Source organism: Alsobacter sp. KACC 23698, assembly GCF_045348435.1.
Taxonomy (GTDB): Bacteria; Pseudomonadota; Alphaproteobacteria; order Rhizobiales; family Beijerinckiaceae; genus Alsobacter.
The window spans coordinates 4,052,142-4,066,150 of record NZ_CP157484.1; the positions used below are offsets into that span (position 1 = coordinate 4,052,142).

Annotated in this window: 12 protein-coding genes; 1 reads left to right on the top strand and 11 read right to left on the bottom strand. The window is 69.4% G+C overall.

Annotation, left to right across the window (positions count from 1 at the left end):
* Nucleotides 1-12: 12 nt before the first annotated feature.
* Nucleotides 13-918 (top strand): RNA polymerase sigma factor RpoH, encoded by a 906-nt coding sequence (gene rpoH, locus ABEG18_RS19355; RefSeq protein WP_406854678.1) that lies wholly within the window; start codon nt 13-15, stop codon nt 916-918.
* A 16-nt stretch (nt 919-934) separates the two neighbouring features.
* Here the strand turns inward: rpoH and ABEG18_RS19360 are convergent, their stop codons facing one another.
* From ABEG18_RS19360 to ABEG18_RS19410, 11 genes are all read right to left on the bottom strand, one after another.
* The gene (locus ABEG18_RS19360; RefSeq protein WP_406854679.1) at nt 935-2,209 is read right to left on the bottom strand and encodes a histidine kinase; all 1,275 of its coding nucleotides are present in this window, start codon (nt 2,207-2,209) and stop codon (nt 935-937) included.
* 32 nt (nt 2,210-2,241) lie between these two features.
* Nucleotides 2,242-3,534, bottom strand: a complete 1,293-nt coding sequence (locus ABEG18_RS19365; RefSeq protein ID WP_406854680.1) for an adenylosuccinate synthase — start codon at nt 3,532-3,534, stop codon at nt 2,242-2,244.
* Nucleotides 3,535-3,741: 207 nt separating this feature from the next.
* On the bottom strand, nt 3,742-5,406 hold the full coding sequence (locus ABEG18_RS19370; RefSeq protein ID WP_406854681.1) for a mucoidy inhibitor MuiA family protein: 1,665 nt from the start codon (nt 5,404-5,406) through the stop codon (nt 3,742-3,744).
* Between the two features lie 101 nt (nt 5,407-5,507).
* Nucleotides 5,508-6,365: a type 1 glutamine amidotransferase gene (locus ABEG18_RS19375; RefSeq protein WP_406854682.1), complete on the bottom strand. Its 858-nt coding sequence runs from the start codon at nt 6,363-6,365 to the stop codon at nt 5,508-5,510.
* 75 nt (nt 6,366-6,440) lie between these two features.
* A complete protein-coding gene (locus ABEG18_RS19380) occupies nt 6,441-6,635 on the bottom strand; it encodes a type II toxin-antitoxin system HicA family toxin (RefSeq protein WP_406854683.1) in 195 nt (64 codons plus the stop codon).
* Nucleotides 6,636-6,637: 2 nt separating this feature from the next.
* Entirely contained in the window at nt 6,638-6,880 is a 243-nt protein-coding gene (locus tag ABEG18_RS19385) for a DUF1902 domain-containing protein (protein WP_406854684.1), read from the bottom strand.
* Between the two features lie 78 nt (nt 6,881-6,958).
* The gene (gene serA / locus ABEG18_RS19390; RefSeq protein WP_406854685.1) at nt 6,959-8,539 is read right to left on the bottom strand and encodes a phosphoglycerate dehydrogenase; all 1,581 of its coding nucleotides are present in this window, start codon (nt 8,537-8,539) and stop codon (nt 6,959-6,961) included.
* Between the two features lie 118 nt (nt 8,540-8,657).
* On the bottom strand, nt 8,658-9,830 hold the full coding sequence (locus ABEG18_RS19395; protein WP_406854686.1) for a phosphoserine transaminase: 1,173 nt from the start codon (nt 9,828-9,830) through the stop codon (nt 8,658-8,660).
* A gap of 173 nt (nt 9,831-10,003) precedes the next feature.
* Nucleotides 10,004-10,840 (bottom strand): outer membrane protein, encoded by an 837-nt coding sequence (locus tag ABEG18_RS19400; RefSeq protein WP_406854687.1) that lies wholly within the window; start codon nt 10,838-10,840, stop codon nt 10,004-10,006.
* A gap of 250 nt (nt 10,841-11,090) precedes the next feature.
* Nucleotides 11,091-12,434: a phosphoglucosamine mutase gene (glmM, locus tag ABEG18_RS19405; RefSeq protein WP_406854688.1), complete on the bottom strand. Its 1,344-nt coding sequence runs from the start codon at nt 12,432-12,434 to the stop codon at nt 11,091-11,093.
* 165 nt (nt 12,435-12,599) lie between these two features.
* A complete protein-coding gene (locus ABEG18_RS19410) occupies nt 12,600-13,958 on the bottom strand; it encodes a nucleobase:cation symporter-2 family protein (protein ID WP_406854689.1) in 1,359 nt (452 codons plus the stop codon).
* Between the last annotated feature and the right edge of the window lie 51 nt (nt 13,959-14,009).

A 14,009-nucleotide genomic window follows, 5' to 3' on the forward strand; every position in this document is an offset into this window, starting at 1 on the left:
CTGGAGGAGAGAATGGCGTCCGCCTCACTTCCCATCATCGCCGCCGAAGGCGGCCTGTCGCGGTATCTCGACGAGATCCGCAAATTCCCCATGCTGCAGCCGCAAGAGGAATACATGCTCGCCAAGCGCTGGCGGGAGCATGAGGATTCCGAGGCGGCGCACCGGCTCGTCACGTCGCATCTGCGCCTCGTGGCCAAGATCGCCATGGGCTATCGCGGCTACGGCCTGCCGATCGGGGAAGTGATCTCCGAAGGCAATGTCGGCCTGATGCAGGCGGTCAAGCGCTTCGAGCCCGAGAAGGGGTTCAGGCTGGCCACCTACGCCATGTGGTGGATCAAGGCGTCGATCCAGGAATACATCCTGCGCTCGTGGTCGCTCGTGAAGATGGGCACGACCGCGAACCAGAAGAAGCTGTTCTTCAACCTGCGCAAGGCCAAGAGCTCGATCTCGGCGCTGGACGAGGGCGACCTGCGCCCCGACCAGGTGAAGCAGATCGCCACCAAGCTCGGCGTCCACGAGCAGGAAGTGATCGAGATGAACCGCCGCCTGGGCGGCGATTCCTCGCTCAATTCCCCGATCCGGTCGGACGGCGAGGGCGAAGGCGAGTGGCAGGACTGGCTGGCCGACGACAGCGCCAGCCAGGAGAGCATCCTGGTCGCCCAGGAGGAGGCGGACAACCGCCACGTCGCCCTGCGCGACGCGCTGGGCGTGCTCAACGAGCGCGAGCGCCGCATCTTCGAGGCGCGCCGGCTCGTGGACGATCCGATCACCCTGGAGGAGCTTTCCGAGGAGTTCGGCGTCTCGCGCGAGCGCGTCCGCCAGATCGAGGTCCGGGCCTTCGAGAAGGTCCAGAAGGCCGTGCGCGAGGCCGTGGCCCGGCAGGAAGCCGGCCGCCTCGCCCTGCCCGCCAGCGCCTGAGGACGGCTGCGTCCTCCTAGCCGCCCTGCTGCCAGCCGTTGAAGGCGTCGCTGACGGTGCGGTCGCCCGTCGGGCCCTTCTCGAACAGCAGCAGCGCGCGGCGCCCGTTGGCGAAGCGCAGGGGCGTCATCAGCCAGTTGCGCTGGCGCAGCAGCTCGATGTTGCGGGTGATGTCGGCGGGCAGGTTCGATAGTCCGATCAGGAACATGTTCTCGGTCACCGGCACCGCGATGCCGGCGAGCGGCGTCCCGCGCACGGTCTCCTCGTTGCGCATCTCGGGCACGCCGAGATCGCGCACCGCGCCATTGGCGGCTTTCGCGCCGGCCGTGAACCGCATCTCGATGGTGTGCGAGGCCGGCAGCGCGGCGTCGCGGTTGCGGCGGATCAGCACGTCGGCCTTGAGGCCCGCATCGGCGATGTCAACATCGGCCCGGACCGCGACGTCCAGCGGCTCGCCGGCGCCGGCGGGCACGTTGTCGAGGCGCCAGAGCACCCGTCCCACCGTCTGCCGGATCTCCGTCGCGCCTTCCGCCGCCTCCTCCACCAGCAGCGCCCGCTGCAGCACGCCGATCGCCACGGAGCCGCCGGCCGCCTGCTGCTGTCCGCCGGCCGGGGCGGCGGGCGCGCGCTGGGCCTGCTCGGCCGGCTGGGGCGGGGCCTCGCCGGGGAGCCTGTCCTGGAACTTGCGCTCCTGGTCGGCCGTCGGCGCGGTGGCGGCCTGGCGGGTGGGGACGAACTCGGATGGCGACTGCTTGAGATAGAGCGCCGTCGTGGCTGTGGCGCCCACCACGAGGGCGATCGCCGCGCCGATCACGGCGGCGCGCAGCCACCTGCGCCGGTCGCCGCTCGGCGCGCGAGGCGCGGCGGGGCGCATGCGCTCGGACGGCGCCTCGTCGGGGGCCTCCGGCCGACGCGGCGGCGGAGCCGCAGCCTCCACGGGCCGGGAGGCGGCGTCGTCGGCGCGGGCCGGCTTCGCCGGAGGCGGCGCTGGCTGGATCCGCATGGCCGGCTCGTCGCGCCGGGCCGGCGCGGGAGCTTCGGCGACCTCGGTCCGGGGCGGCTCGGCCTCCATCGGCACGCCGCCGCCGAACTCCGTCTCGACGCGGCGCACCGCGTCTTCGAGGGCCAGGCGCTCGCGCGCGATATCCGGCTCCGAAACCGGCGGGTCGGAGTTTCGCAATTGGCCCAGCAGCGCATTCGTGGCGCGCTCATAAAGGGCTCGGCGCTGCTCGGGCGTGCTCTCGCCCATATTGGCGACAGCGCGCGAAATCAGCGGATAGTAGTCGGCCATGGAGCCTCAGTGGGGCACAAGGCCCCGCTCGGTCAAGTCTCGAAGGGATTCTGCACGAGAATCGTATCGTCGCGCTCGGGACTTGTGGAGACGAGCGCCACCGGCGCCCCGATCAGTTCTTCGATCCGTCGCACATATTTGATCGCCTGCGCGGGCAGGTCCGCCCAGGACCGGGCCCCGGCGGTCGTGCCCTTCCAGCCCTCGATGGTCTCGTAAATGGGCTCGACCCGGGCCTGCGCGCCCTGGCTGGCCGGCAGATGGTCGATTTCCTTGCCGTCGAGCCGATAGCGCGTGCAGACCTGGATCTCGTCGAAGCCGTCCAGGATGTCGAGCTTGGTCAGCGCGATCCCATCGATGCCGGAGGTCCGCACGGTCTGGCGCACCAGAACGGCGTCGAACCAGCCGCAGCGGCGCTTGCGGCCCGTCACGGTGCCGAACTCGCGCCCGCGCTCGCCGATGCGCTCGCCGGTCGGGTTGTCCTGCTCGGTCGGGAACGGCCCCTCGCCCACCCGGGTCGTGTAGGCCTTGGCGATGCCCAGCACGTAGCCGACATTGCGCGGCCCCATGCCGGAGCCTGTGGCGGCCTGGCCGGCGATGGTGTTGGACGACGTCACGAACGGATAGGTGCCGAAGTCGATGTCCAGCAGCGCGCCTTGCGCGCCCTCGAACAGGATGCGCTTGCCGGCCCGGCGCTGCTCGTCCAGCAGCCGCCAGGTCGTGTCCATGTAGGGAAGGACCTTCGGGGCGACCGACGCCAGCTCCTCGTAGATCGACTTCGGGTCGATCTCCTCCAGGCCGAGGCCGCGGCGCAGCGCGTTGTGATGCGTCAGCAGCCGGTCGATCTTGGCCGGCAGCGTGTCCAGCTCCGCGAGGTCCATCAGCCGGATCGCGCGGCGGCCGACCTTGTCCTCATAAGCGGGGCCGATGCCGCGCTTGGTGGTGCCGATCTTGGTGCCCGGCGCGCCCGACTCGCGCAGCGCGTCGAGCTCGCGGTGGACGGAGAGGATCAGCGGCGCGTTGTCGGCGACGCGCAGGTTCTCGCGCGAGATCGCGACGCCCTGGGCCTGCAGCTTGTCCACCTCGGCCGCCAGCGCGTGCGGATCGAGCACCACCCCGTTGCCGATGACGGCCAGCTTGTTGGGGCGCACCACGCCAGACGGCAGCAGCGAGAGCTTGTAGACGTTCTCGCCGATCACGAGCGTGTGGCCGGCGTTATGGCCGCCCTGGAACCGGACGACCGTGTCGGCCTGCTCCGAGAGCCAGTCGACGATCTTGCCCTTGCCCTCGTCGCCCCACTGGGCTCCCACGACGACCACGTTGGCCATGGCGATCTCTCCATCCGGCGGCGGGGCGGCGCGCGGCGTCGTCCCGGTCCAGCACTGCAGTTCGAAAACAAAAGCCCCGGCCGTTCCGCAAGTCGGATCAGCCGGGGCTTGCGCGGGAGCATTACCCGCAAAGGGCCGGGGCGTAAAGCGTCAGCCGCTCCCGAAAGCGCGCAAGCCGGACCGCGAGGCCCGCTGTCCAAGGCTCCGTCAGCGCAGCGGGATCCCGTCCATGACGATGTCGCGATCCGCCGGCCATTTCATGCGGTAGCCCATCCGGATCTCCTTTTGCTCACCCGGCTGGTAGTCCCAGGTCCAGCTCATCACGCCGCGCTTGTCGGCGACGATCTTCTCGGTCGGGGGCGTGCCGGGCAGCGCCTCGATCGTCACGGCCGAGTTCTCGGAGATCGGCATGCGGTCGAGCACGCTGATGCGGACCGGAGCGTCGTGCAGGTTGCGGATCGAGGTCTTGAACTCACGCTGCTCGGTCTTCTGATTGCCGATCCAGCCAGGCTCGTTCTCCTTCCGCTTCACGGGCGCGCGCACGATCTTGACGCGGTCGTCCGCCCCGAAGCCGAGCTCGATCCTGTCGCCGGGGGCGACCAGCCCGAGCCGGCCGCGCCCGACATAGACGCCATCCCGGTGCAGGGCCGCGTCGCCGGGCAGCACCGGCGCGTCCTCGGCGTTGGCGAAGGACGCCTCCAGATAAGCGGTCTGGTCGAGCGCGGGCGTCGCCTTGACGGTCACCGTCGGCTCCGCCCGGCGCGCGCCGAGCGCCACGGACCGGGGCGCGCCGTCGGCCGAGACGCTGACCGGGCCGGCCACCCTGAAGGCCGACTGGAACTCCCCGGCGTCCAGTTCCGCCATCTGCTCCACGGCCGGGACGGCCGCCGGAGCCGCCGCCATGGCGCGGGGCGACGGAGCCGGCGCTTCGAGCCGCTGCGCCGCGTCCGACGCCGCCTTGCCGCGGGCGGATCGCGCCGCCTCGGGGACGACGGTGGGATCGAACAGGTTGACGACCAGGGGCGGCAGGTCGGGCGCAGCCACGCCCCGGGCCGCCCGAACCGTCGAGACCGTCAGGGCGACATCGGTCCAGCTCTCGCCGGTGCGCTGCGTGACCTGCGCCCGCCTGACCATTTCGAGCGACGGCTTGCGGTCGCGCCCGCCGGTGTCGAGCCGGACGTCGTAGGACGGCTTCCAACTCGCGCCGGCGACCCGGTAGGCGATCGTCAACGCGCCCTTGAGCGGCGCCCCGGCCTCCAGCGCGATGGCGACGTCGCGGCGGGGCGCCCCCGGCGGCCCGGGCTGCGGGCGGCCGCGCTCCAGGGCGGAGATCTCCGCCTCCAGGGCTCGTTGGCTGGCCCGAAGCGTCCTGATCTGCTCGATGACGCGCGCGAGCCCGTCCCCGACGGCGTCCCAGGCTGCGCTCCAGCGCTCCACGTCGAGCGGCTTGGCCTCCGCCGAGAGCTTCTCGGGGCTCGCCTTCGCGTAGACCTCGATGGCCCTGCGCTTGCCTTCGGCCGCCTCGATCTGGCCGGCGATCCGGTCGCGCTCCGCCCGCAGGTCGTCAAGGCGGCGCTCGTCGGCGGCCGCCCTCGCCTCGCCGGGCGCGATCCGCGTCTCCACGGACCCGATGACGAGCGGCGCGTCGGCCTCGCCCTCCACCCTGATCGAGGCGGGATCGATGGTGGGGCTCAGCCCGCGCAGGATCACGACGGACGGACCCGCCGGAAGCTCGATCGCGGCCTTGCGCGTGACGGCGGCCCCGTCGGGATGAACCGTCACGGCCTCGATGCGCGACGGCGCCTCGATGTCGGCGGCGAACGCCGCTCCCGACGCGCTGGCGAGCAGGATGGTGACGAGGCCGATGCGCATGAAGGTCGCTCCGCGGGATGGATCCGGCACGGATCACGACGGAGAATTCGGGACGGAATGCGGCGTGGACGTGGCTGTGCGGAGGTATGTTCCGGCCCGACTCAGGCGCGGCCCCGCTGCGACCGGACCGGCTTGGCCCGATGCTCAATGAAGTTGCGGATCTCGGTCAACCGGCGCGCGGGGTCGAGGATTTCCGCGTCGAGACCGTGACGCCAGGCCAGGTCGAACCGCGACGCATCGTCGTGCAGCGCCAGCAACTCGTCCACATAGCGGGCGTGGTCGTCCTCGCCCTGGCAGAACCCTTCGGCGACCAGATGCCGCCCGTGGCGGCGCAGGATCACGGCGAGTTCGCGCAGGCTGAACTCGGGATGGTACTGGACGCCCCAGAACACGCCGCCCTCGTGCCGGATCTCGGCGGCCTGCATGGGCGTCAAAGCGTTGAACGCCAGCACGGCAATGTCGCCCGGAGGCGTCGTGACGGCGTCGAGATGCACCGCCGGCGCGTCCCACGCCAGGGGCCGGCCGGCCAGCAGCGGGTGCGCCCGCCCCGCATCGGTCGACACGATGCGGCGGGCGAAGCCGATCTCGCTGCCCGCGGGGTTGCGGCGCACGTCGCCGCCGGCCGCCAGCGCTCCCATCTGGATGCCCCAGCACGAGCCGAACATCGGCGTGCCGGACGCATAGGCGGCGCGCGCCAGCTCCACCTGGCGCGTCACGGCGGGCTGGACATTGTAGGCGTTGAGCGCCGATCCCGTGAGCACGATGGCGTCGTAGCTCTCCAGTCCCGACCCGTCCGGCAGGTTGGCGCCCTCGTCGGCCGGGAATGCAATGTCATAGACCGCGCCCGGCTCCAGCGCCTGGAGCACGTCGCCATAGGATTCGGACGGCGTCATCCCGTACTCGTCGCGATGCCGCTGCCGCGCCTCGCGGGTGTTGCCTTCGACGACCAGGAACCGCATGGGGAGCGCTCGGATGCTGCGATCTCTCCTGATAGCAGGCCCGCGCGGACGTTCAAGCGGGGGCGCCGGCGGTCATCAGAAGGCTTTGGGCAGGCCGAGACGCTTCAAGATGCTGTTGGAGAGTTGACGCGACTTGCTGCCGGCGTCGATGCTGATGGTCCGGCCTGTCTCGTCATGGATCCAGATCTGGTGATCGCCTTTGGCGGGCCGGAGGAACCGCCAGCCATGGTCCTGCAGCACGCGACGCAGAAGCTTCCCATAGTCGACCACGGCTAGGCGGCGACGTTCACCGTTTCCCCGAAGCGAACATTGAGGGAAACGTCGAAATCAAAAGTTCTGGTGTCATCCCCGTCGGCCAGATAATCAGCCGCCGCGAGGGGAACGCGCGTCCGCAATTGGTCGAGCGTTTCAGCTTCAGTGAAGATCGGGAGATCGCGGCACTCGGAGATCCAAACGCCCGCCTCTGCGTCCCAGGAGACGTCAGCGATCAGAGAGCGTTTGCCGTTGGCGACCATGTGCGTTTCATAACACGGCGGAGCCCGTCGGGACAGAGCGGGCGCGCCGGCTCAGGTGGCTGGCGCGCCATTCCGCGTTCAAAACCTGAGCGCCTTGGCCTGCTTCACGCCCGGCAGGCCGGGGATCTGCGCCAGGACCGACGCCGGCGCCTCGCCGTCGATCTCGACCAGCGCGATGGCTGAGCCGCCCTGGGCGTCGCGGCCCAGCGCGAAGGTGGCGATGTTGACGCCCGCGTCGCCGAGCAGGCCCGCGAAGCGGCCGATGAAGCCGGGCTTGTCCTCGTTGGTCACGTAGATCATCGAGGGGCCGAACTCCGCGTCCACCTTGATGCCCTTGATGGCGACGAAGCGCGGCCTGCCGTCATGGAACACCGTGCCGGCGACGGAGCGCTCCTGCTGCTCGGTGACGACCGTCAGGGTGATGAGCGATTCATAGTCGCCCTCCGACGCCCGCGTGGTCTCCTCCACCACGATTCCGCGCTCCTTGGCCACGATGGGCGCGGAGACGACGTTGACGTCCTGCAGCGCCGGGCGCAGCACGCCCGCGATGGCGGCAGCCGTGAGCGCCTTGATCTTCAATCCCGCCACGGCGCCCTCATAGGTGATCCGGACCTCCTTCAGGTCCGTCTCGGTGAGCTGGCCCGCGAAGGAGCCCAGCCGTTCCGCCAGCGCGATGAAGGGCTTCAGCTTGGGGGCTTCCTCGGCCGTAATGCTCGGGAAGTTGATCGCGTTGGTGATGGCGCCGCGGATCAGGTAGTCCGACATCTGCTCGGCCACCTGCAGGGCGACGTTCTCCTGCGCTTCGTTGGTGGCCGCGCCCAGATGCGGCGTGCAGACCACGTTGGGATGCCCGAACAGCGGGTTCTCCTTGGCGGGCTCTTGTGTGAACACGTCGAAGCCGGCCCCGGCCACGTGGCCGCTGTCGAGCGCGGCGCGCAGCGCGACCTCGTCGACGAGGCCGCCGCGCGCGCAGTTGACGATGCGCACGCCCTTCTTGGTCTTGGCCAGGTTCTCGGCCGACAGGATGTTCCTGGTCTGCGCCGTCATGGGCGTGTGCAGGGTGATGAAGTCGGCCCGGGCCAGCAACTCGTCGAGCTCTACTTTCTCCACGCCGAGATCCAGCGCCCGCTCCGGCGACAGGAAGGGATCGAAGGCGATCACCCGCATCTTCAGCCCAAGCGCCCGGTCGGCCACGATCGCGCCGATATTGCCGCAGCCGATCACGCCCAGCGTCTTGCCGGTGATCTCGACGCCCATGAAGCGGTTCTTCTCCCACTTGCCGGCCTGCGTGGAGGCGTCGGCGGCCGGGATCTCGCGCGCCACCGCGAACATCAGCGCGATGGCGTGCTCGGCCGTCGTGATGGAGTTGCCGAAGGGCGTGTTCATCACGATCACGCCCTTGGCGGTCGCGGCCGGGATGTCGACATTGTCGACGCCGATCCCGGCGCGGCCCACCACCTTCAGGCGCGTGGCGCTCTCCAGCAGCTTGGCGGTGACCTTGGTGGCCGAGCGGATCGCCAGGCCGTCATAGTCGCCGATGATGCGGGCGAGCTCGTCCTTGTCGAGGCCGGGCTTCACGTCGACCTCGACGCCGCGCTCGGTGAAGATGGCGACGGCGGCGGGCGACAGGCTGTCTGAAATGAGAACGCGGGGAGCCATGGTGTGTCTCCTTCGTCCCTCCCGCGGGAGGGGCGGCGCTGGGCGCCTGAATGCAGAATGGGATGAGTTCGGGCTGAACCCCTCTCCCGCCGGGCGGGAGAGGGAGAGCGCGGGGCGACTAAGCCGCCTTGGCGAGCCCGGCCTTCGCCTCGGCGAAGGCCCACGCGATCCAGTGCGTCAGCGCCTGGACGTCGGCGGTCTCGACCGTCGCGCCGCACCAGATGCGCAGGCCGGGAGGCGCATCGCGGTAGGCCCCGATGTCGAAGCCCGCGCCGGCCTTCTCGATCGCGCCCGCCACCGCCTTGGCGAAAGCAGCCTGCGCGTCGGCCGGCAGCGCCTGCACGGCGGGATCGGAGAACACCAGGCACACGCTGGTGTTGGAGCGGATGCTCGCATCCTTGGACAGGAACGCGATCCAGTCGTTCTGCGCCACGAAGTCGGCCAGCGCCTTGGTGTTGGCGTCCGCCCGCGCAATCAGGGCGTCGAGGCCGCCGATCTGCTTCGCCCACTGCAGGGCGTCGATGTAGTCCTCCACGCACAGCATGGAGGGCGTGTTGATGGTCTCGCCCTCGAACAGGCCCTCGGTGATCTTGCCGCCCTTGGTCATGCGGAAGATCTTGGGCATCGGCCAGGCCGGCGTGTAGCTCTCCAGCCGCTCGACGGCGCGAGGCGACAGGATCAGCATGCCGTGCGCGGCCTCGCCACCCAGCACCTTTTGCCAGGAGAACGTCACCACATCGAGCTTGGGCCAATCCAGCCGCTGCGCGAAGGCCGCCGAGGTCGCGTCGCAGATCGTCAGCCCCGCCCGGTCGGTCGGGATCCACTTGCCGTCCGGCACGCGCACTCCAGAGGTGGTGCCGTTCCAGGTGAACACCACGTCATTGTCGAAATTGACGGTCGAGAGGTCGACGATGTCGCCGTAGCCGGCCTTCAGGACGCGCGCGTCCTTGAGCTTCAGCTGCTTGATGGCGTCCGTGACCCAGCCCTCGCCGAAGCTCTCCCAGGCCAGCATGTCGACGCCGCGGGCGCCGAGCAGCGACCACATGGCCATCTCGACAGCGCCGGTGTCGGACGCCGGCACGATCGCGATCCGGTAGTCGGCCGGGATTTGCAGCACCTCGCGGGTGAGGTCGATGGCGAGCTTCAGCTTCGCCTTGCCGGGCTTGGCCCGGTGGGAGCGGCCCAGCGGGGCGTCCTTGAGGGCGTCCAGGGACCAGCCGGGGCGCTTGGCGCAGGGGCCGGAAGAGAAAAGGGGATTGGCCGGCTTCTGGCCGGGTGCGGTCGTCGCCATCGATGATCTCCATCCTTGCAGATGGGCGCTCCGCGTTGGGGCGGAGTGTCCCGCCGACCGGGGTAGGCGAAGGCGGGGACGGCGTCAAACGGAAAAGGCGGCCCGGTACATCCGCGGGCCGCCCTTCAGTCGGGGATCGGCGCCCGGCGCCGGTCCCGTTATCGCAAAGTCGCTCAGTACTTCCGGATGAGAGGCATCTGCGGCGCCTCGGGGATGTAGGTCGGTCCGCCGAGCATCCAGCGCATGCCAAGGCGAAGATCGTGTGACGCCAGCGAGAATTTGTGGACTTCGTTGCCGCAGAACGGCGTGTTCTGGCACCGTATCGCGCCCGACTCGACATCCCCCATGTTCAGGTAGCGGTAGCCGAGCTCCAGCTTGAGGTTCGGCGAGACGTTGTAGCCGAGGCCGGCCATGAGCGCCCAGGCGAAGTTGGTCTTGGAATGGTCGCCGGCGAAGCCATAGCCGCCGAGCTGGTGGTCGACATCCGTCAGGCCGGAAAGCTTGTGATTGGCGAAGCCGACGCCCGCGCCCACGAAGGGGGTCACGCCCACCCAGGTGCCGAGGTCCACATAGCCGTTGGCCAGGAACACCGAGCTGCGGATGTTGCCGTTGTAGTTGTCGAAGCAGACCGCGCCGCCGCAACTGGAGGTGGTGTAGCTCTCGATGGCCGCATATCTGCCGCCGCCGCGATACTCGCCGGTCAGGTCGGCGCGGAACCAGTTGTTGAACTGGTAGCCGAAGCCCGCGCCGACGAAGAACTGGTCCTCGACGCTCTTGCGCGCGACCAGCAGGCCCGGCACGTCGAAGCCCGCGTCGAAGGTGGAGTGCAATTCGCCCATTTGGGTGATGCCGGCGCCGACGTCGCCGCGCAGATACCAGCCGGAGAATTCGGGAAGCGGTTCCGGCGCCATCGGAGGCGGCGGCGGGAGCGGCATATCGGCGGCCTGGGCGACGCCAATCGCCCCGATCGCCATGGCGCCCGCGAGAGCGAGGATTTTCAGGCTGCCCATGTCTTGTATTCCCTACTGGGGCATGGACAGGCCTTCGGAACCGTCCAGCCGCGATACGACAGGGAGACATTGGCAGTCGAAAGTTAAAGCAAACTTAACCCTAACGATTAAGGATACGGGCATATACTCTTGGAAATGCTCGTTTAGGTTGCATTAAGAACTTTAGCGCGCAAGCATTCGAGCCGTTATCCGTCGAGGGAGCTCGCGGGGAACGCCGGCGCCCGCCGCCGCCCCCGCCAGCCGGAGCCGATCAGGCCGCCGCGGCCGTGAGGGCCTCCACGACGTCGTCCACGGCGCGCTCCACCACGTCCCGGTTGTCGCCTTCCGCCATCACCCTGATCACCGGCTCGGTGCCGGAGGGCCGGATCACCAGGCGCCCGTCCGCGCCCAGCCTGGCGCGGGACGCCGCGATGGCGCTCACCACCGACTCGTTCTTCAGGGGCTCGCCCTGCCGGAACCGGACGTTCTTGAGAATTTGCGGCAGCGGCTGGAAACAGTGGCAGACCTCGCTGACCGGCCGCCCCTGCTGCTTGACGACCGCCAGCACCTGCAGGGCCGCGATGAGGCCATCCCCGGTGGTGGCGTAGTCGGACAGGATGATGTGGCCGGACTGCTCGCCGCCGAGATTGTAGCCGTGCTCGCGCATGTGCTCGAGCACGTAGCGGTCCCCCACCGCCGTGCGCGCCAGCGTGAGGCCGAGGGTCGCCAGGTGACGCTCCAGGCCGAGATTGGACATGATGGTGGCCACCACGCCCGGCTGGGTCAGGCGGTTGTCGTCCTTCCAGCTCTTGGCCACGACCGCCATGAGCTGGTCGCCGTCGACCACCTGGCCCTTCTCGTCCACGAGCACGACGCGGTCGGCGTCGCCGTCGAGCGCGATGCCGATGTCGGCGCGCAGCTCCCTCACCTTGCGGCTCAGCGCCTCGGGCGCGGTGGAGCCGACATCCTTGTTGATGTTGAACCCGTCCGGCTCGACGCCGATCGCCACCACCTCGGCGCCCAGCTCCCATAGCGCCTCGGGCGCGACCTTGTAGGCCGCCCCATTGGCGCAATCGACCACGATGCGCAGTCCGTCGAGGTCGAGATTGCGCGGCAGAGTGCGCTTGGCGAACTCGATGTAGCGCGCGTGGACGCCCTCGATGCGCTTGGCGCGCCCCAGATTCGCCGGCGCGGACAGCCGGTTGTGGAGCTCCGCGTCGATCAGCGCCTCGATCTCGCTCTCGGTCTCGTCGCTGAGCTTGAAGCCGTCCGGCCCGAACAGCTTGATGCCGTTGTCCTGGAACGGGTTGTGGGAGGCGGAGATCATCACGCCGAGATCGGCGCGCAATGAGCGCGTCAGCATGGCGACGGCGGGCGTCGGCATCGGGCCGAGCAGCATCACGTCCATGCCCACGGAGGTGAAGCCTGCCACCATGGCGTATTCGATCATGTAGCCCGAGAGGCGCGTATCCTTGCCAATCACGACTCGATGCGCATGGTCGCCGCGCTGGAAGGCTATTCCGGCCGCCTGGCCCACCCGCAGGGCCAGATCAGGCGTGATGATTCGGTTCGAGAGACCACGAATGCCATCCGTGCCGAAATACTTTCTGCTCATGATCCGTCCTTGCATGACGTCCGGCTTCGCCGAACCCGGCCCCCCTTTATGCAGCGGCCGGCGATCGATTGTGACTCACAAATCTTTTCAAAGCGAAACACGCCGCGGGAGCGGCGCGTCTCGAAGCGGCATGGACGAGATCAAGGGAGCGTTTTGGCGCGCGGCTCAGGCGTGGTCGGCCGCGGTCGCCGCCTGCCTCAGCTCGGCGGCCGATGCCTCGGCGCTGCCCAGCCCGTTGAGAAAGGCGTTCAGCAGAACCGCCGCGATCGAGGCCAGCAGGATGCCGGAATCGAGCAACGGCTGCAGGGTCTCGGGCAGCTTCTTGAGAAGCGTCGGAGAGACGAGCGGGATCATTCCGACGCCGATCGAGATGGCCACGACGAACAGGTTGTTGCGGCCGGCCTTGAAGTCGACGGCGCCCAGGATGCGGATGCCGGTGGCCGCCACCATGCCGAACATCACGATCCCGGCCCCGCCCAGCACGGCCGTCGGGACCGACTCCACCAGAGCGCCCAGCTTGGGAATGAGGCCGAGCACGACCAGGATCAGGCCGCCCGCCACGGCCACATAGCGCGAGCGCACGCCGGTGACGCCCACCAGCCCGACATTCTGCGAGAAGGAGGTGTACGGGAAGGTGTTGAAAACGCCGCCCAGGATCGTGCCGACGCCGTCGGCGCGCAGCCCCCGGGTGAGGTCGTCGCCCGTGATCCTGGTCCCCGTCATTTCGCCGACGGCCAGGAACATGCCCGTCGACTCGATCATGACGACCAGCATGACGAGCGACATGGTCAGGCAGGCCACCGGATCGAAGGTGGGCGGCCCGAACTGGAACGGCAGGACCAGCCCGAACCACGGGGCGGCCCCGACCTTGGAGAAGCTCATCTCGCCCAGGGCGGCCGCCGCTAGGCAGCCGGCCACGATGCCGAGCAGCACCGAAACGTTGGCGACGAAGCCGCGGCCGAACTTGGTGATCGCCAGGATCACCAGCAGCACGAAGAGCGCCATGCCCAGATTGAACGGGGAGCCGAAGCTGGGGCTCGTCGGCAGGCCGCCGCCGGCCCAGTTGATGCCGATGCGCATCAGCGAGATCCCGATCACGGTGATGATCGTGCCCGTCACCACCGGCGGAAACAGCGGCAGCAGCCGGCTCATGAACGGGGCCAGCAGCACGCCGACCACCCCGGCGACGATGACGGCGCCGTAGATCCCCAGCAGGCCGATCGCCGGGTTGCCGGCCATGGCCACCATCGGGCCCACGGCCGCGAAGGTGACGCCCATCATGACGGGCAACCGGATGCCGACGCCCGGGGCGCCGAAGGACTGGATGAGGGTGACGACGCCGCAGACGAACAGGTCGGCGCTGATCAGGAAGGCCACCTGCTCCGGCGGAAGCTTGAGCGCGCGCCCGATGATCAGCGGCACCGCGACCGCGCCCGCATACATGACCAGCACGTGCTGGAGCCCCAGCGCCGCAAGCCGCGGCGCAGGCAGCATCTCGTCCACCGGACGAACCGTATCCATCATTCCCGCCCCCAGCCTCGAACACGTCGGACCCTGTCCGATGCGAAGTTCGGC